Consider the following 16,913-nt stretch of genomic DNA (forward strand, 5'->3'; position numbering starts at 1 on the left):
ATGCGGGCTGCAAGCTACGCGCCTACAATCATCCTTCTCGCAAGCTCCACCACCGGCCCTTCCGCATTCACGCGAAAGCCGCGCGTGATCGCTTCGCACCGCCAGCCGTCCTTCGCCTGCTCGATGCGATAGAGATTATAGGCGGCGGGATCCGACTCTCCCCCGAAGCACGAGGCAGACGGTACGCCGACCGCGGGAATTCTGCCGCGCGGCCCCTCCAGCATCACCACCGAATGCACATGGTCGTGTCCGTGCAGCACGAGATCGGCGCCGCGTTTCTTCAGCACCGCGCGAAAGGCGTCGGCGTCGATCAGCCGCTTGAACCGATGGTTCGGCTTGCTCTCCGGCGGGTGGTGGATCATCACCACGCGAAACAGCTTCTCCCGCTGCAGGGTCAGCAGCAATTCCGACAAGGCCTCCAGTTGCTCCGGCCCGACTTCGCCGGTCGCCATGAAGGGGAGCGTCGGGATCGCGCTCGACACCCCGATCAGCGCCAGCGGCCCGCGCCGGCGCAGATAGGGGAACTCGCCCGGCGCCCCCCTGTCGCCGCGCATGAACTCGCCCCAATGCGCGCCGAAATATTGCGCCGCCTGCCGCACATAGAAATCGTGATTGCCCGGTACAAAAGAGACATCTTCCGGCTTGCCGAGATGATCGAGAAAAACGCGCGCCACCGAGAATTCCGCCGGCAGCGCGATATTCACCAGATCACCGGTCAGCGCGATGTGGTCGGGCATCTGATCCTGCAGATCGTGCAGGATGCGCGCCAGTACGTCGATGCGGTGGACCTTGTGGCGGTTGCGCCGCCAGTTGAGAAACCCGATGGCGCGCTTGCTCAGCAGCTCCGGCAGCTGCGGTTGCGGCATCGGCGCGAGATGCGGATCGGACAGATGCGCGAGAACATACATGCGTTATGAACTGCCGATCACAATGCCCGCGATGAAGACCAGTGTGCCGCCCACCACAACCTGAAAGGCGGCGCGCAGGAACGGCGTATCCATGAAGCGATAGCGTATCCAGGAGATGACCGCGAGTTCCAGAACCGTAATGAAAATGGCGAGCACGGTCGCGGTCCAGAAATCGGGGATCAGATAGGGCAAGGTATGGCCGAGTCCGCCGATCGTGGTCATCAGCCCGCAGACGGTGCCGCGGATCCAGGGTGTGCCGCGGCCGGTGAGCGAACCGTCATCCGACAAGGCCTCGGCAAAGCCCATGGAAATCCCCGCCCCCACCGAGGCGGCGATGCCGACAAGAAACGTCTCCCAGGTGGACTGCGTCGCGAAAGCCGCCGCAAAAACCGGCGCGAGCGTCGACACCGAGCCGTCCATCAGTCCGACCAGGCTCGGCTGCACATATTGCAGCACGAACATGCGCCGGGCGGTCTCGTCCTCCTTGGCGCGCGCATCCTTGGTCAGGATCGCTTCGCCGAGATGTTCGGCCAGGCGCTCGTGATGATCCTCGATCTCGGCGAGCCGCGTCAGCAGATCGCGCACCGCCGGGTCCGCCGCCCGTTCCGCCGCGCGGCGATAGAAGCGCGCCGCCTCATATTCCATCGTGGCCGCATAGCCACGCACCTGGTCGAGCCCGAGCGGGCGCATCAGCCAGAGCGGCTTGTGGTGGATGAAGCCCTGCACGTCCTGGCGGCGGATCAGCGGCAGGAAATCGCCGAACTTCTCGCGGTAGAGCCCGGTCAGCATTTCGCGATGGCTCAGTTCCTCCTCGGCCATCTTGTCGAACATGGTGGCGGAGGCGGGATAGAGCGCGCGCAGGCCGTCGGCGAAGCCGCGATAGATACGGCTGTCCTCGTCCTCGCTGGAAATGGCGAGCGCCAGGATCTGCTGTTCGCTAAGATCGGCAAAGCGCATCATGGTGTCTCACAATCCTGCGAACGCGGGCCGCGATTCAGACTATAATTGAACTGCCGGCGTTTGGGGTATGTTCGGGTCCCATTTCAGTCGTCCGGGCTTGTCCCGCAAGTCGGGTTTACCCGACTTGCGTACTCCAAACATGCCGAAGCCGGACAAGCCCGGCTTCGGGAGCCACGTCTTTCTTGCCAAACAAACAAGACGTGGAATGCCCGGCATGAGGCCGGGCATGACGGAAATTGAACGGCTCAGGAGCCCCGCATGATCCGCCGCCTGATGCACATTTACTGGCGCCATACGCGCGGGCTTACCCTCGGGGTGCGCGGGCTGGTCCTCAACGGCGAAGGCCGCGTCTTCCTGATCAAGCATTCCTATGTGCCGGGCTGGCACCTGCCGGGCGGCGGCGTCGAGCCGGGCGAGACGCTGCTCGAGGCGCTCACCCGCGAGCTCATGGAGGAAGGCAACATCGCCATCCGCAAGACGCCCGAACTCTACGCGATGTACTACAACGACAAGGATTCCAACCGCGACCATGTCGCGCTCTACGTGATCGAGGATTTCGCGCAGGACGCGCCGCCCGAGCCGAACCACGAAATCGTCGCGCACGGCTTCTTCGCGCCCGGCGAATTGCCGGAGGACACCTCGCCCGCGACGCGCGCGCGGCTCAACGAGGTGCTGTCGGGGGCGAAGACGGCGGAGAGGTGGTGAGTGTTACGACGCAGGTGCGCACGAAATCTCCACCCGGTCGTCCCCGCGCAAGCGGGGACCCAGATCGGATGGCAGTGGTTATGGGTTCCCGCGTTCGCGGGAACGACGCAGCATTGTAGGATGGGTTGAGCGCAGCCAAACCCATCAAGATCAGCGCTCTCCAAACGCAATTTTATGGTCTTCCAGATTTCCTGCCCAATCTTCCGGATAAATACCCAGCTTCACAAAACGCTGAAACGACGAATACGGCCAATCCGCCACACGTGACACATGGCCATGCTTCACGGGATTGAAATGGATGTAGTCCGCGTGACGCTCAAAATCGTTCTCGTCGCGTAGCGTATGCTCCCAGTAGCGGCGCTGCCATATGCCCCGCTCGCCCTTGCCGGCGCGGCTTGCGGAAATACCCTCGCCCTTTGGCATGGATCGTGAGAACGCTGATTTGATCAGCCGCCAACGTGTGGCGAAATCAGAATCATCCGGAGGCAGCGTCCAGATCGCATGCAAATGGTCGGGCAGGACAACAATCGCGTCGATCGTAAACGTATGAGAAAGACGTACTTCGCGAAACGCAGCGCGCAGTTCATCGATGTGCTCAGTGAGCAGACCTGATCGCCGGTCGAACAGATTGACTGTGAAGAAGTAGCTGGCACCCGGACTGAAATTCCGACGGTAGCTGGTCATTTATTCACAGCCATCTGATGGGTTTCGCTTCGCTCAACCCATCCTACAAAAAATCATGCAACAAACCTATTGACTTTATTCCTAACGGATAATATACCTATTCTTGTCCCGTTCACGAGGGGCGTCTTCCGGAGACGTCTTGAGGATGGAGCGGGATGCGGCGCCCTGCGGGCGGGTCGTAACGTACGATCCGCACTCGGGTGGCCCCGGGGCTCCGCCCCCTCCGGCAATAGGACCGGGGCGCAAGGAGCTTGCTTAAGTCGGATCGGCCACGTGTGCGCGGTCCGGGAAGCGCGGCCCGGGGTTGGTGGGGAACAGTCCCGCGCTGTCGGGCCCCATCAGAACGCCGCGGTGGAGCGCCGCGAGGCGAGCGCGCTGCGTCAATGCGCGCCCGCACCGCAGGTGCGGATCAGGCTGGATGCGCCGCGCGGCGCTCCACCACCCCTCGCTCATGCGGAGCGAGGGGAAACGACGCAAAACCCGGGCGCAGGCGCGCCGCGGGATCGCAACCTCGTGCCCGCAGCGACGACAACAGAGGAGATTGCATGCAGGACTTCAGCCGAGGCTTCAAGGACGAGAGGCGGCGGCGCAGCGCGGCGCGCAAGACGGAGGACATGCGCGCCCTCAACACGTCCTATGGCTTCTGGCGAACCTGTTGCCTCGCGCAATGCCGCCGCGCCCGCGCCTGCACGGACGATGCCGAGATATGTTTCCGCGATCACTCCTGCATTTATTCTGCGGAGCAGTTGCGCTGGATCGACACTATGCTGGCCGCACGCCGTAGCGGCCTCGATTGGGACGAGGCGGCGGCGCAAGCCACGCGGTTGATGGCACGCCGGCAGAGTCTCCTCAGCCAAACCGATCCCGGTCATGCCCCGCCGCAAAATTCAGCTCCGGTCCTTTCGGCACGATGCCGGTCGGATTGATCTGCCGGTGGCTCATATAATAATGCGTCTTGATGTGATGCATGTCGACGGTGCCGGCAACGCCCGGCACCTGATAGAGCTCGCGCAGGTAATTCGACAGGTTCGGATAATCCGCGATCCGCTTCTTGTTGCACTTGAAGTGCCCGACATAGACCGCGTCAAAGCGGACCAATGTCGTGAACAGCCGCCAGTCCGCCTCGGTGATCAAGCCGCCCGCAAGATAACGCTGCCGGCTCAGAATCTCCTCGACCCAGTCGAGCGCCGCGAACAACTTGTCGAAGGCCTCTTCATAGGCCTCCTGCGTGGTGGCGAATCCGGCGCGATAGACGCCGTTGTTGATCTCGGCATAGACGCGCTCATTGATACGGTCGATCTCGCCGCGCAGCTTTTCGGGATAATAGTCGGTGCGGTCGCGTGTCAGGCCGTTGAAGGCGGCATTGAACATGCGAATGATTTCGGACGATTCGTTGTTGACGATTGTTCTCGTCTTCTTGTCCCACAAAACCGGCACGGTGACGCGGCCGGAATATTTCGGATCGGCCTTCAGGTAAATTTCACCGAGCGTCCTGGCGCCGTTGACCGGATCGCCGCTCGACCCTTCATCCTCGTTGAATGTCCAGCCGACATCGCCCATCAGCGGCGACACGGTCGAGACCGTGATCAGGTCGTCAAGCTTCTTCAGCTTGCGGAAGATCAGGGTGCGGTGCGCCCAGGGACAGGCGCGGCAGACATAGAGATGATAGCGGCCGCCTTCGGCGAGAAAGTCGCCCGTGCCGCTTGGGCCGGCCTGGCCGTCCGCGGTCACCCAGTTGCGGAAGCGCGTGGGCTCGCGCTCGAAACGCCCTTTGCTCTTGCCGGTGTCATACCACTGGTCGTGCCATACCCCGTCGAGAAAAAAGCCCATGCCGATCTCCGTTGCCGTCCGACCTATGTAGAGCGCCGGCAGATCAAAACAACGCGCTATCGGGACATGGCTCGTCCGCGCCAGAGCGGGAACGACAGACCCAATGGCTTTTCCATCGCCAAAATGCTAAGGCGCACGCCGCATGACAGATCTGTCGCTGACCATCCTGCCCGAGACTCCCGAAGACGCCGTCGCCATCGAGCGGCTGCACGAACGGACCTTTGGCCCGGGCCGGTTCGCCCGCACCGCTTACCGCATTCGCGAAGGCGTCACGCACGATCTGGCTTTGTCCTTCACCGCCCGCATCGGCACCCTGCTGGTCGGATCGGTGCGGCTCTCGCCCATCACCATCGGCGAGACGCGGGCGCTCCTCTTGGGTCCGCTCACCGTCGAGCCGCCGTTCCGCGGCCGCGGCATCGCCAAGGCGCTGGTGGCACGCGCCTGCGAAGAGGCAAGGACCAAAGGACACAAACTGGTGCTGCTGGTGGGAGACGAGCCTTATTACGGGCCGCTCGGCTTCACACGCATCAAGAAGGGTCAAGTGAAAATGCCGGGGCCGGTCGATCCCGCGCGGCTTCTCGTCTCCGAGCTTTCTCCCGGTGCTTTTGCCGGCGTCAGCGGCGAGATCATGCCGGACTGGGCGGAGGCATAAGGCGGACTGTTCGCGTCAGTCGATCAATGCGATCGATTTTTGTTGCGATCGGTCTTGCCGCTTCGTTCAGTGCAGCCTTTGATGTAAATAAAATCCTTCGATCGGGAAGTTGTATGTCCTCACCCGATTGCATGAACTCAAGATCGAGGGAGAAAATGCGTCCAATCACTCAGTGTGTGCTGGCGGCGTCGCTTGCGCTCTTCGCGACCGCAACCTTCGGGCAAGCCCAGGCTCAGAAATATCCGGAGCGGCCGGTCAGACTTGTTGTGCCGTATCCGGCGGGCGGACCAACCGACGCCATCGCGCGTCTGGTTGCGCAGAAATTGTCCGAGAAGAACGGCGTGCAGTTCTACGTCGAGAATATCGGTGGCGCCGGCGCCACCATCGGCATTGCCAATGCGGCGAAGGCCGCTCCGGACGGCTACACCGCCTTGCTGACAACGCAGGACGTGGTGGTGCAGCCGGTGCTGCGCGCGAAAGTGCCGTTCGATCCGTTCAAGAATTTCACGCCGGTCTCCCTCATCGTCTCCGGTCCCGAACTGATCGTGGTCAATCCGTCGGTACCGGCCAAAAGCATGAAAGAGCTGATCGCGCTGATCAAAGCCGATCCCGACAAATACAATTATGCGACGCCGGGCTTCGGCACGACGCCGCACCTTGTCGGCGAGAATCTGTTCAAGATCTCGCATGGTCTCAAGGTCGCGCACGTTCCCTTCCAGGGGGGTGCGGCGGCGGTGCAGGCCACGCTTGCCGGGCAGACGCAGATCTTCATGAATGTGGTGCCGACGGTGGCGCCCTATATCAAGGACGGAAAACTGCGGCCGCTCGCGGTGGTGAGCAAGACGCGCTCGCGGTTCTTCCCGGATGTGCCGACGCTTGAGGAGGCCGGCATTCCCAAGCACGAGTCGCTTTACTGGGTGGCCGCTTTGTTCCCGGCCGGAACGCCGAAGGACAAGGTCGATTTCCTGCAGCGGCAGATCGCCGAGATTCTCAAGCAGCCCGACATCCAGGAGCGCCTCACCACCCTCGGCTTCGATGGCGCGCCGAGCACGGCCGAGGAACTCGGCAAATTCATGCGGGCGGAATTTGACAAGTGGGATTCGGTGGTGCGCGCCACCGGCATCAAGATCGATTAATCCGCGCTTCGGCACTAACGCTCGCGCTGCCTCGCAGCGCGAGCGGAGCTCCGGTCAGCGTCCTTCTCTCGCCCATGTAGCCGCAAGCGAGCCGACCAGGAGCAGCAATCCGAGGAATCCCGCAAACACCGGCAAGACGCCGATGCCGCGCACAACCGATGCGTCGCGCAACCTCACGCCCATCCAGTCATTGCCGTGGAAAGTCTCGCTCGATCGCACGCCGACAATGCGCGGCATCCGCAGCGCGCCATTGTCGTCCAGCCGTCGCGCGTCGCCGCCGGTCGCCTCGCTGAGGGATTTCAGCACGTCGGTGGACGAGGTGACTTCGGAAAATTCGCGCGGATTGACCGGACCGACATTCACCAGCGTCGTCAGCTTGCCGTCGCTCGCGCGCCAGAGCCCGAGCTCGTTTGCGGGCGTGACGGCGCGCCACAAACCAGGCTCGGCGACCTGCAGCGTGATGCTGCGCGTCTCGCCCGATGGCGTCGTCACCGTCACCGGCGCAACCTCTTCCGCCATGGTCTGGCGCTCGATCGTCAGATCGCGTCCGCGCGCGACGATGCGCAACGCCTCCTCCTCGAGATCGGGCTGCTTCATCAGCCAGTGCGACAGCCGGCGCAGGAGATCGAGATGCGGACCGCCGCCTTCGAAGCCGCGCGCCCAGAGCCAGATATGGTCGGAAAGAAGAAGCGCGACGCGTCCCTCGCCTTCGCGTGAGAGCACCAGCAGCGGCTTGCCGTCCGGTCCCTCCATGATCGAAGAGCCCTGGCCGACTTTCGCGTCGACCACACGGAACCAGCGGCTCCAGTGCGGCGGATCGCTCTGCGATCCCTCAAGCTCGCGCGTCACCGGGTGGCGCTTGCCAAGTTCGGTCAACCGTGCACGGAACGCCTGCTCTGTCATCGTGCCCGCCGGCTCCGCTGGCAGGATGGTGTCGAGCGGCGTGCGCCACAGCGAGGTCGGGCTTGCGTAGTCGGGGCCGGCGGCGATCAGCACCGCCCCGCCTTCGCGCACATAACGCGCGATATTGTCGAAATAGATGATCGGCAGTACCCCCTGCCGCGCGTAGCGGTCGAAGATGATGAGATGGAATTCACCGATCTTCTGCTGGAACAATTCGCGCGTCGGGAATGCGATCAGCGACAATTCGTTGATCGGCGTGCCGTCCTGTTTCTCCGGCGGACGCAGGATGGTGAAGTGGACAAGATCCACCGACGCATCGGACTTCAGGAGATTGCGCCACGTTCGCTCGCCGGCATGCGGCTCGCCGGAGACGAGTAGCACGCGCAGCTTGTCGCGCACGCCGTCGATGGACACGACGGCGCGGTTGTTTACCGGCGTCAACTCGTCATCGAGCTGCGACGCCTCGATCTCGACGATGTTCGGACCGGCATGCGGAATCGGCACAGTCACGCGCAACGGCGCGTTGGTGTTGACGGCGCGGTTCTCGATCGGCTCGCCGTTGCGCCGCACGGTGATGCGCGCGGTGCCGGGACGCACACCCTGGTCCTCGACGCGGAAGGCGATGGTCTGCGACTGCCCGACAATGCCGAAACGCGGCGCGGAGGTGAGCACCACGCGGCGGTCGCGCTCCTCCGCCTTGCCGGTGATCAGCGCATGCAAGGGAGCGGCGAAGCCAAGCGAAGCGGCGTCCGGCGGCACGTCATGCACGCGGCCGTCGGTGACAAGGAACGCACCGGCGACGCGATCCGGCGGCACGTCGGCGAGAGCGGCTCCGAGCGCGTTGAACAATCGCGTGCCGTCAGTCTCACCGTCGGCCTGCCCCGCCTCGACCACACGAACTTCAAGGCCGGGAATGCGCGACAGCCGGTCCTTGAGCGCGGCGCGTGCCTCCTCCGCCTGTCGGGTGCGATCGCCGAAATTCTGGCTCGGGCTCTGGTCGATCACGACGACCGCGACCGAGGACAAGGGCTCGCGATCCTGCTTGGTGAAGGACGGATTGGCGAGCGCCAGCACCACCAGCGCCAAAGCCGCCGCGCGAACCAGCGCGCCGCGGCTGCGCGACAGGAGCAACAGCGCAATCACGACGATCGCGGCAGCCGCGCCCGCCCAGAGGACGTATGTCGGAACCAGCGGTGCGAAATCGATGCCGAAGCCCATGTGTTCCTACGTGTTTGTCACGAATTCAGGAAAACCAATTCCACTCTTCCTGATTTCGCTCCTCTCTATTGGCCCAGGCGTTCCAGCAGAGCCGGGATATGCACCTGGTCCGCCTTGTAGTTGCCGGTGAGCGTGTACATGACGATGTTGACACCGGCGCGATACGCCATCTCGCGCTGGCGCGGCTCGCTCGCCACCATCGGCAGCGTCGCCTGCCCGTCCGGGCGCATCGCCCAGGCACCGGCGAGATCGTTGGACGTGATCATGATCGAGGACACGCCGTCGCCCGCGCGCGCCGGACGTCTGGTTTCGGATTCGTCGTCGATCTGATCATTCGCCGGCAGCGCCTCGACCCAGAGCTGGCCGGTGCCGAAGCGGCCCGGAAAATCCTTCAGCAGGAAGAACGTTTTCGTCAGCACATGATCCTTCGACACCGGCTCAAGCTCGGGAATATCGAGCGAGCCGACGATCTCGCGCAACGCCGCCATGCCGGGGCTGCGCGTCTCGCCGCCCGGTCCGGGCGGCGCCATGATCGCGTCGCGCGTATCGAACAGCACGGTGCCGCCCTGTTTCATGTAGGCATCGATCCGCGCCAGCGCCTGCTGCGAGGGTTTCGGCGCGCCGGGCACGACCGGCCAATAGATCAAGGGGAAGAAACTCAGGTCGTCGCGTGCAATATCGAGCCCGATCGGCTCGCCGGCCTCCAGCGCGGTGCGTTGCGCCATGAACAGGGTCAGTCCGCTCAGGCCCGCTTTGCTGATGGCGTCGGTTTCCGCGTCTCCCGTCACAACGTAAGCGAGGCGCGTTTCCAGCGCCGCCTTCATCGCAAAATCGTCCGCCTGCGCGGAATTTTGCGGAGGAGCAGCCGGCGCGGGCCCTGCCGGATTTGGCCTGATTTGCGCGACGGACGGCACCGGCATTGCGACGGCGCCCGCAAGGATGGCAAACAAGATCGCCGCGGTAGCCGCGCGGCGGCGGCGCATCAGGCGACCGATGCCGCCTGAGAGCCAGAATACGATCAGCGCATCCATCAGCAGCATCGCAAGCGAAGCCAGCAGAATGGGCCCCCGCAGATCGAGCGGCTCGGTCAGCCGATAGGCTTCACGGCGCGCGTTCAGGCCGGCATAATCCATCGGTTGCAAGCGGTCGGCCGGCGCGAGTGTATTCACCGCCAGCAATCCTTCCGGTGGACCATAAAAGCCTGGCGGAAAATCTGCCGTTGCGCGCGCGCTGAAATTGGCCGGGACCGGCTTTGCGCTCGCCGTCGACGCAGTGAAGGCACCGAAGCCGTCCAGCACGCGCGCCGGTGCCAGGGTCTCCCGCTCGCGCGCGGCTTTCTCGCCCGGCTCGGTGGCCGCCACCGCTGTTCCCGACAACGCGACGACGCGCTTCAGCATGTCAACAAAGGCGCCCGACAGCGGCAGGTCGGACCAGCGCGTATCGGCAGTGACGTGAAACAGGACCACCATTCCTTTGCCACGCCGCGCGCCGGTGACCAGCGGCGTGCCGTCGGCAAGAGTCGCCCAGGTACGATCGGACAAGCCAGCTTCCGGTTCGGCAAGTACCTGGCGATTGACGGTGACATCATTCGGCACCGTCATGCCGGCAAACGGGCTTTCGCGCGAAAAAGCCGCGAGCGCCTGCGGCTTTTCCCAGCTCAGGCTGCCGCCGAGCGTGCGGCCGCCGCGGCGCAGCCGCACCGGCACAAGATCGTCGTCGGCCGCGGCAAGCCGCGGACCGGCAAAGCGCACCAGCACGCCGCCATCCTCGATCCATTTCGACAGCCGCTCGCGCGCGCCGCCGACGACGTTGCCGACATCCGCAAGGATCAGCATGGGCACATTCTGATCGAGGAACCGCACCACCGCCTCGGACGGCGACACCCGCTCGCCCATGCGCACATCGGCGAAGGGACCGAGCGCACGCGACAGATAATAGGTGGAGGCAAGCAACGGCTGCGCCGTATCCGCAGTCGCGCCCGTGATCACGCCGACGGTACGGCGCCGCCATCTATTGTCGAGCAATTGCACCGCGCCGGCCGAACGTTCATTCGCGATCTCAAGCCGTGCAATATCGTTGCGTATCTCTACCGGCAGGGTGAATTCGGCATCGGCCTCGCGCTCACTGCTCTTGTATTGATAGCGTGCTTCGCCGAGCGGCAGCCCTTTCAGGTCGAGCGCACGCACCACGCCTTGATCGGCGCCGGCAGCGGCCGATCGCAACACCTTCACTGTCAGCGAACCGGCGGCGTTGTTGGCCGCCGTCAAAGCCTGCGCCGGGGCCACCCCGCCCTCGACCACCGTGATCGAGCGATCGTCGAGCAATCCGGCCAAGGCAGTCACAAACTCGCTCGAGCGGCCGACATCCACCCCATCCGACAGCCAGATCAGTTCGACGTCGGGCGTCGCCGCGAGAAACCGTGTCAAGGCGGGCAACGCCTCGCTGCGCTCCACGGAATGCGGTTTGGGCTGCAACTGGCGCAATTGCACGCGCGCGGCGGCGGGGTTCTGCAGCGCGATGCCGCGATGCGCTTCCGAAACGGGAATAATGGCGACGCCGCGATTGTCGGCTTCGGCACGCGCCAGCGCATCTTCGCCAGTACGAATGCGCGCCTCCCATGTGGCGGCGGCCGCCCAGCCATCATCGATGAGCAACGCCAGCGGCGCCCTGCCGCCTGAAGTTGCAACCGACGGATTCCATTGCGGACCGGCTGCCGCAATGATCACCAACGCGGTCAGCGCCAGACGCAACAAGGTAAGCCACCAAGGCGTGCGCGCTGGCGTCTCTTCCTTCGGAACGATATCGAAGAGAAGCCGTGCCGGCGGAAATTCCAGCCGGCGCGGACGTGGCGGGATCAGCCGCAATAGCCACCACAGCACCGGAAGGCTGAGGAGGCCCAGCAGAACGAGAGGCTGCGCGAAGCCGATGGGAAGGCCGCCGATCATGCCGCCGTCTCCGGCGCGGTCTTGGGAGTCACGAGCGACCTGTTCGCGCTTTCACCCATGCGGCCATGCAATGACAGCACCAGTTCGCTGGCCGGCCGGTCCGTGCGATGAATGGCGAAGCTCCAACCCAGCCGATCCGTCTCCGCGCGCATCTGCGCGCGGTGTGTGGCGAGCCGTTCGAGATAGTCGTTGCGCCAGGTTTCGGCGCGGCCGGCGGTCACGCTTTCAGAGCCCTCCGGATCGAGAAACTCGACGCGCCCCGAATACGGGAACGTCTCTTCCGCGGGATCGACGATCTGCACGACATGGCCATGCGCACGCGAGCCGGACAGATATTCGATCTTGTCGGTGAAATCCGAGACGGGACTCCAGCAATCCGACAGCATTACGATTTCCGACAGCGGCGACGGCGAGAACGCCGGCGGCAGGCTGGCGCGTTCGCTGGTGTCGTGAACCAAAGCCTGCGCGATCTTGTCGATCACTTGGCGGCTGGCGGTCGGACGTATCAGTCCCGGAATGCCTACACGCTCGCCGCCTTCGACGAGCACTTCAGCGAGCGCCAGCGCCACGATCAGCGCGCGGTCGAGCTTGGATTCCGGTGCCAGGGACGACATGAACAGCATCGACGGCGAACGGTCCGGCCAGATCCAGACGGTGTGCGCAGCTTCCCATTCCTGTTCGCGCACATAGAGATGATCATCGCGCGCGGAACGCCGCCAGTCGACGCGGCGCGCCGGCTCACCGGACAGGAAGCGGCGATATTGCCAGAAATTCTCGCCGGTGCCGGAACGTCTGCGGCCATGCAAACCGTGAATGACCGTCGCCGCAATACGGCGCGCCTCTAAGATAAGACGCGGCATGCTCGCCGCCAGCGTTCGCGCCTGCCCGCTCGCGTGCCGAACCGCTTCCGCCTCGGCATTGTGGGTGTGTGGGCGAGGTTGGACGGCCATGTCTTAGCCGATGCGCGCCTTCAGCCGCGAAATGACAGCTTCGACGGTTTCGCCTTCTGCCCGCGCCGCGAAAGTGAGCGCCATGCGGTGCTTCAGCACAGGCTCGGCAAGCGCAAGCACGTCATCAACCGACGGCGCCAGCCGCCCGTCGAGCAGCGCCCGCGCACGCACGGCCAGCATCAGCGCCTGGCTGGCACGGGGACCGGGCCCCCAGGCGATCAGGTGCGAGACCTCGGCCGCCGCTTCGCCCGGACGCGCCGAGCGCACCAGAGCGAGAATGGCGTCGACCACGGATTCACCCACCGGCAAACGGCGCACCAGTCTTTGGGCGGACATAAGCTCGTCTGCCGACATCGCCGCTTTCGGCTTGCTCTCCTCGGCTCCCGTCGTGTCGAACAGCATGCGCCGTTCAGCGTCGCGATCCGGATAATGGACGTCGATCTGCATCAGAAAACGGTCAAGCTGCGCTTCCGGAAGCGGATATGTGCCTTCCTGTTCCAGTGGGTTTTGTGTCGCGAGGACATGAAACGGCTTCGGCACGTCGTGCCGCACGCCTGCAACGGTGACATGCTGTTCCTGCATGGCCTGCAGCAGGGCCGACTGGGTGCGCGGGCTGGCGCGGTTGATTTCGTCCGCCATCAGCAATTGCGCAAAAACCGGTCCCGGAATGAAGCGGAAGCTGCGCTTGCCGCCCGGACTTTCTTCCAGCACTTCCGATCCGAGGATGTCGGAGGGCATCAAATCGGGGGTGAACTGGATACGGCGGGCGTCGAGGCCCAGGACCGTGCCCATGGTGTCCACCAGCTTGGTCTTGGCGAGGCCCGGCACGCCAACCAGCAAGGCGTGGCCGCCGGAGAGAATGGTGGTTAGGGCCTGCTCAACCACATGCTCCTGGCCGAAAATGACGGCACCTATGGCATCCTTGGCGGCACGGGCGTGGGCGGCGGTCAATTCCGCCGTCCGTACAATCATATCTTCAAGCTTGTCGAGGCTTTCGCCGCTGGATACCGCCATGTCCTGCTCCTTGTTTGGCCCCGCTTGTACAGATTGAATGCACCAAGCGCGCCAGCGGAACCGAAGGCGAATCTCCCGCTGGTTCGTTACACATCTGCAGCTTACGCTATTTTCGCGAGCGCGCAGGGGGTGATCTCCCGATCACATTTATGCGCGCCAAGTCGCATCGTAAAAATGTCATTGAAAGCAGCCTCAAGAGAAAGAATGGCGAAGGAAAGGCAGGAAAACTCGGCCCATTTCGAGGGCATCGCGGGTGCTGCGCGCCGCGCTGGGGAAAAAGGTCCGCCGCCGGTCCACCTCTGGAACCCGCCCTTTTGCGGCGATCTCGACATCCGGATCGCGGCGGATGGAACCTGGTTCTACATGGGCAGCCCGATCGGCCGTTCGGCGCTGGTGAAACTCTTTGCCTCGGTGCTGAAGCGGGAAGGACAGAAATATTTCCTGGTCACGCCGGTTGAGAAAGTCGGCATCCGCGTGGACGACGCGCCGTTCCTCGCCGTCGACATGACCGTGAGACAATCCGCGGGGCGGCCGGTCCTCGCATTCCGTACCAACGTCGACGATCATATCACCTGCGACGCCGAACATCCTCTCCGCTTCCAGTGCGAAGAAGGCTCCGGCGGCTTGAAACCCTATCTGCATGTGCGACGGGATCTCTGGGCCAAGGTCACACGCGCCTTGTTCTACGATCTTGTCGCGCGTGGCGAGGAGCGCGAGGTCGGTGGACGGCGCATGTTCGGCGTCGCGTCGGGCGAGGCGTTTTTTGCGATGGCCGAAGCGGATTCGTTGAAGGAATTTGCCTGATGGATATTGCCAACGGATCTGCAGCAACAGCGGACACAGATTTTTTCCGCCGCGCTGAAAAACGACTGTCGCTCGATGTTCCGGCGGGGCTTACCGATCCTGACATGCTGCCGAAGCGGGGCGATCACGACCTTGATCCGGTAGCGTCGGCGATCGCCGCGGTGCGGCCGATCAAGCCGGCGGCGGTCCTCATTCCTGTGATCGAACGCAACGAGCCGATGGTGCTGCTCACCCAGCGCGCGGTGCATCTGCCGGATCATCCCGGACAGATCGCCTTTCCCGGCGGGAAGATCGATGCGTCCGATGCGACACCGCTGGCCGCAGCCTTGCGGGAAGCCGACGAAGAAATTGGCCTGACGGGGGCATTCGTCCAGCCGGTCGGCTATCTCGATCTTTATCTAACGACGCTCGGCTATCGTATCGTGCCGGCTCTGGCGCGGGTGCGGCCCGGCTTCTCGCTGGCGCTCAATCGCGCCGAGGTGGATGACACGTTCGAGGTGCCCCTCGCCTTCCTCATGGAAGCGGCCAACCATCAGCGCCACAGCCGCGAATGGCAGGGGATGACGCGGCACTATTACGCCATTCCGTTCGGCGAGCGCTACATCTGGGGTGTGACTGCGGGTATCCTGCGGAATCTCTATGAAAGGATTTATCAGGAATGATCAGGGGCATCCTCATCGATATCGCGCTGTTCCTGACCCCTTTTGTGCTCTATGCAGCCTTTCTGCTCGCCACGCGCGCCGGCGTGCTGCATCCGGAATCCTGGCCGTTGCGCGTCCTCGTCTGGCTGACGCTGTCGGCGCTTGTCTTGCTGATCGGCAGTTCCTTTTATTTGGCACAACGTTCCGGCGCGCCCGCAGGCTCGGAATATGTGCCGCCGCATATGGAGAACGACAAACTGGTGCCGGGGCAGATCAAGTGATGACGGCGCGCCTGGAAGACGCAAAATGGCTGCGGCACGGTCCCCTGGTGCGGCTGCTGGATGTGCTCGACCGCGACGGGGAAGAGGCGCGCGTGGTCGGCGGCGCGGTGCGCAACGCGCTGCTCGGAATGCCGATTCACGAATTCGATGTCGCCACCACGGCGGAGCCGCAGACCGTTGTCGCCCGCGCCGAACAAGCGAGCTTCAAAACAGCGCCGACCGGCATCGATCATGGCACCGTCACCGTCATCGTCGAGGGCCGGCCGTTCGAGGTGACAAGCCTGCGCCAGGATGTCGAAACCTACGGCCGCAAGGCGAAAGTCGCATTCGGCCGCGACTGGAAGGCGGACGCCGAACGGCGCGATTTCACCATCAACGCGCTGTCGGTGACGCGCGACGGCACCGTGCATGATTATGTCGGCGGACTGGCCGATCTCGCGGCGCGGCGCGTGCGCTTTATCGGACGCGCGGCGGACCGCATCGCCGAGGACTACCTGCGCATCCTGCGCTTCTTCCGCTTTCACGCCGCCTATGGCGAAGGGCTGCCGGATGCGGACGGACTGGCCGCCTGCATCGCGGCGCGTGCGGGTCTCGCGGGCCTGTCGCGCGAGCGTATCCGAATGGAATTGCTGAAGCTGCTTGCGGCACCGCACGCGGTGCCGGTGCTGGCTGTGATGTCGGAAACCGGATTGCTGGTGTCGCTTCTCGGCGGCGTGCCGCTGCTCGCCTCGCTGAGCAACATGATGAAAGCGGAGAATGCCATCGGGCTCGCGGCCGATCCCGTCCGCCGTCTCGGCGCGTTGGGTGTGATCGTTTCCGAGGATGCAAAGCGGCTGACGCAACGCTTGCGGCTCGCCAATGCCGAACACGATCGCCTAGAATCGATGGGCGACGGCTGGTGGCGCATCTGCGCGCAATCGTCGGCAAAGGACATGCGCGCCTTGCTCTACCGGCTGCAGACCGAGCGCTTTATCGACCGCATATTGCTCGCATGGAGTCGTTCGCCGGAAAGTCTGTCGGACGCGCATTGGCAGGAAATGGCCGGCCTGCCGCGCCGCTGGACGCCGCCGGATTTTCCGATCGCCTCCGCGCAAGTCATGGCGCGCGGCGTGCCGAAAGGTCCGCTGCTGGGGCGGGTGCTGCGCAGTGCCGAGCAAACCTGGATCGCCGCCGATTTTCCGGCCGATCAAGAATCCATTGACCGCATTCTCGACAACGCAATCGCAGCAACAAAATAAAAAAGCCCCGGCCGAGACCGGGGCTTTTGTTTTCAGATGCTTGC

15 protein-coding genes are annotated in these 16,913 nt (G+C 64.1%); 7 read left to right on the forward strand and 8 right to left on the reverse strand.

What is annotated here, in order from left to right; genetic code table 11:
* Positions 1 to 14: 14 nt before the first annotated feature.
* Positions 15 to 908, reverse strand: coding sequence for a metallophosphoesterase (locus RO009_02770; protein ID MDT3683950.1), 894 nt, complete (start codon positions 906 to 908; stop codon positions 15 to 17).
* Positions 909 to 911: 3 nt separating this feature from the next.
* Entirely contained in the window at positions 912 to 1,868 is a 957-nt protein-coding gene (locus tag RO009_02775) for a ferritin family protein (protein MDT3683951.1), read from the reverse strand.
* A 258-nt stretch (positions 1,869 to 2,126) separates the two neighbouring features.
* On the opposite strand from RO009_02775, the gene RO009_02780 reads away from it, so the two are divergent.
* Positions 2,127 to 2,573 carry an NUDIX domain-containing protein gene (locus tag RO009_02780; protein ID MDT3683952.1) on the forward strand — a complete coding sequence of 149 codons (447 nt, stop codon included), beginning with the start codon at positions 2,127 to 2,129 and terminating at the stop codon, positions 2,571 to 2,573.
* Between the two features lie 150 nt (positions 2,574 to 2,723).
* Here the strand turns inward: RO009_02780 and RO009_02785 are convergent, their stop codons facing one another.
* Complete coding sequence (locus tag RO009_02785; protein MDT3683953.1) at positions 2,724 to 3,257, reverse strand: transposase; 534 nt, start codon at positions 3,255 to 3,257, stop codon at positions 2,724 to 2,726.
* A gap of 849 nt (positions 3,258 to 4,106) precedes the next feature.
* A complete protein-coding gene (locus RO009_02790; GenBank protein MDT3683954.1) occupies positions 4,107 to 5,087 on the reverse strand; it encodes a glutathione S-transferase family protein in 981 nt (326 codons plus the stop codon).
* A gap of 142 nt (positions 5,088 to 5,229) precedes the next feature.
* Between RO009_02790 and RO009_02795 the strand changes: the two genes are divergently transcribed.
* Positions 5,230 to 5,739, forward strand: coding sequence for an N-acetyltransferase (locus tag RO009_02795; protein ID MDT3683955.1), 510 nt, complete (start codon positions 5,230 to 5,232; stop codon positions 5,737 to 5,739).
* A gap of 155 nt (positions 5,740 to 5,894) precedes the next feature.
* On the forward strand, positions 5,895 to 6,875 hold the full coding sequence (locus RO009_02800; protein ID MDT3683956.1) for a tripartite tricarboxylate transporter substrate binding protein: 981 nt from the start codon (positions 5,895 to 5,897) through the stop codon (positions 6,873 to 6,875).
* Between the two features lie 54 nt (positions 6,876 to 6,929).
* On the opposite strand, the gene RO009_02805 is transcribed toward RO009_02800, so the two are convergent.
* The 4 genes from RO009_02805 to RO009_02820 form a co-directional block, all read right to left on the reverse strand.
* Positions 6,930 to 8,996 carry a hypothetical protein gene (locus RO009_02805; GenBank protein ID MDT3683957.1) on the reverse strand — a complete coding sequence of 689 codons (2,067 nt, stop codon included), beginning with the start codon at positions 8,994 to 8,996 and terminating at the stop codon, positions 6,930 to 6,932.
* Between the two features lie 65 nt (positions 8,997 to 9,061).
* On the reverse strand, positions 9,062 to 11,941 hold the full coding sequence (locus RO009_02810; GenBank protein MDT3683958.1) for a DUF4159 domain-containing protein: 2,880 nt from the start codon (positions 11,939 to 11,941) through the stop codon (positions 9,062 to 9,064).
* Positions 11,938 to 12,891, reverse strand: a complete 954-nt coding sequence (locus RO009_02815) for a DUF58 domain-containing protein (GenBank protein MDT3683959.1) — start codon at positions 12,889 to 12,891, stop codon at positions 11,938 to 11,940. Before RO009_02815 ends, RO009_02810 begins: the two co-directional genes overlap by 4 nt.
* Positions 12,892 to 12,894: 3 nt before the next feature.
* Complete coding sequence (locus RO009_02820) at positions 12,895 to 13,905, reverse strand: MoxR family ATPase (GenBank protein MDT3683960.1); 1,011 nt, start codon at positions 13,903 to 13,905, stop codon at positions 12,895 to 12,897.
* Positions 13,906 to 14,109: 204 nt separating this feature from the next.
* Between RO009_02820 and RO009_02825 the strand changes: the two genes are divergently transcribed.
* Genes RO009_02825 through RO009_02840 form a run of 4 tightly spaced genes read left to right on the forward strand, consistent with a single transcriptional unit; the run spans position 14,110 to position 16,869 of the window.
* The gene (locus RO009_02825) at positions 14,110 to 14,709 is read left to right on the forward strand and encodes a DUF1285 domain-containing protein (GenBank protein MDT3683961.1); all 600 of its coding nucleotides are present in this window, start codon (positions 14,110 to 14,112) and stop codon (positions 14,707 to 14,709) included.
* Positions 14,709 to 15,371, forward strand: coding sequence for a CoA pyrophosphatase (locus RO009_02830; protein MDT3683962.1), 663 nt, complete (start codon positions 14,709 to 14,711; stop codon positions 15,369 to 15,371). The genes RO009_02825 and RO009_02830 overlap by 1 nt, the downstream gene beginning before the upstream one ends.
* Entirely contained in the window at positions 15,368 to 15,631 is a 264-nt protein-coding gene (locus RO009_02835; protein ID MDT3683963.1) for a DUF6111 family protein, read from the forward strand. The genes RO009_02830 and RO009_02835 overlap by 4 nt, the downstream gene beginning before the upstream one ends.
* Positions 15,631 to 16,869 (forward strand): CCA tRNA nucleotidyltransferase, encoded by a 1,239-nt coding sequence (locus tag RO009_02840; protein MDT3683964.1) that lies wholly within the window; start codon positions 15,631 to 15,633, stop codon positions 16,867 to 16,869. Before RO009_02835 ends, RO009_02840 begins: the two co-directional genes overlap by 1 nt.
* Positions 16,870 to 16,913 lie beyond the last annotated feature (44 nt).

It is taken from the genome of Pseudorhodoplanes sp. (assembly GCA_032027085.1).
Classification (GTDB): Bacteria; Pseudomonadota; Alphaproteobacteria; order Rhizobiales; family Xanthobacteraceae; genus Pseudorhodoplanes.

Coding starts and splice junctions, on each gene's coding strand:
- RO009_02770 (MDT3683950.1), bottom strand. CDS start 908: ATGTATGTTCTCGCGCATCTGTCCGATCCGCATCTCGCGCCGATGCCG.
- RO009_02775 (MDT3683951.1), bottom strand. CDS start 1,868: ATGATGCGCTTTGCCGATCTTAGCGAACAGCAGATCCTGGCGCTCGCC.
- RO009_02780 (MDT3683952.1), top strand. CDS start 2,127: ATGATCCGCCGCCTGATGCACATTTACTGGCGCCATACGCGCGGGCTT.
- RO009_02785 (MDT3683953.1), bottom strand. CDS start 3,257: ATGACCAGCTACCGTCGGAATTTCAGTCCGGGTGCCAGCTACTTCTTC.
- RO009_02790 (MDT3683954.1), bottom strand. CDS start 5,087: ATGGGCTTTTTTCTCGACGGGGTATGGCACGACCAGTGGTATGACACC.
- RO009_02795 (MDT3683955.1), top strand. CDS start 5,230: ATGACAGATCTGTCGCTGACCATCCTGCCCGAGACTCCCGAAGACGCC.
- RO009_02800 (MDT3683956.1), top strand. CDS start 5,895: ATGCGTCCAATCACTCAGTGTGTGCTGGCGGCGTCGCTTGCGCTCTTC.
- RO009_02805 (MDT3683957.1), bottom strand. CDS start 8,996: ATGGGCTTCGGCATCGATTTCGCACCGCTGGTTCCGACATACGTCCTC.
- RO009_02810 (MDT3683958.1), bottom strand. CDS start 11,941: ATGATCGGCGGCCTTCCCATCGGCTTCGCGCAGCCTCTCGTTCTGCTG.
- RO009_02815 (MDT3683959.1), bottom strand. CDS start 12,891: ATGGCCGTCCAACCTCGCCCACACACCCACAATGCCGAGGCGGAAGCG.
- RO009_02820 (MDT3683960.1), bottom strand. CDS start 13,905: ATGGCGGTATCCAGCGGCGAAAGCCTCGACAAGCTTGAAGATATGATT.
- RO009_02825 (MDT3683961.1), top strand. CDS start 14,110: ATGGCGAAGGAAAGGCAGGAAAACTCGGCCCATTTCGAGGGCATCGCG.
- RO009_02830 (MDT3683962.1), top strand. CDS start 14,709: ATGGATATTGCCAACGGATCTGCAGCAACAGCGGACACAGATTTTTTC.
- RO009_02835 (MDT3683963.1), top strand. CDS start 15,368: ATGATCAGGGGCATCCTCATCGATATCGCGCTGTTCCTGACCCCTTTT.
- RO009_02840 (MDT3683964.1), top strand. CDS start 15,631: ATGACGGCGCGCCTGGAAGACGCAAAATGGCTGCGGCACGGTCCCCTG.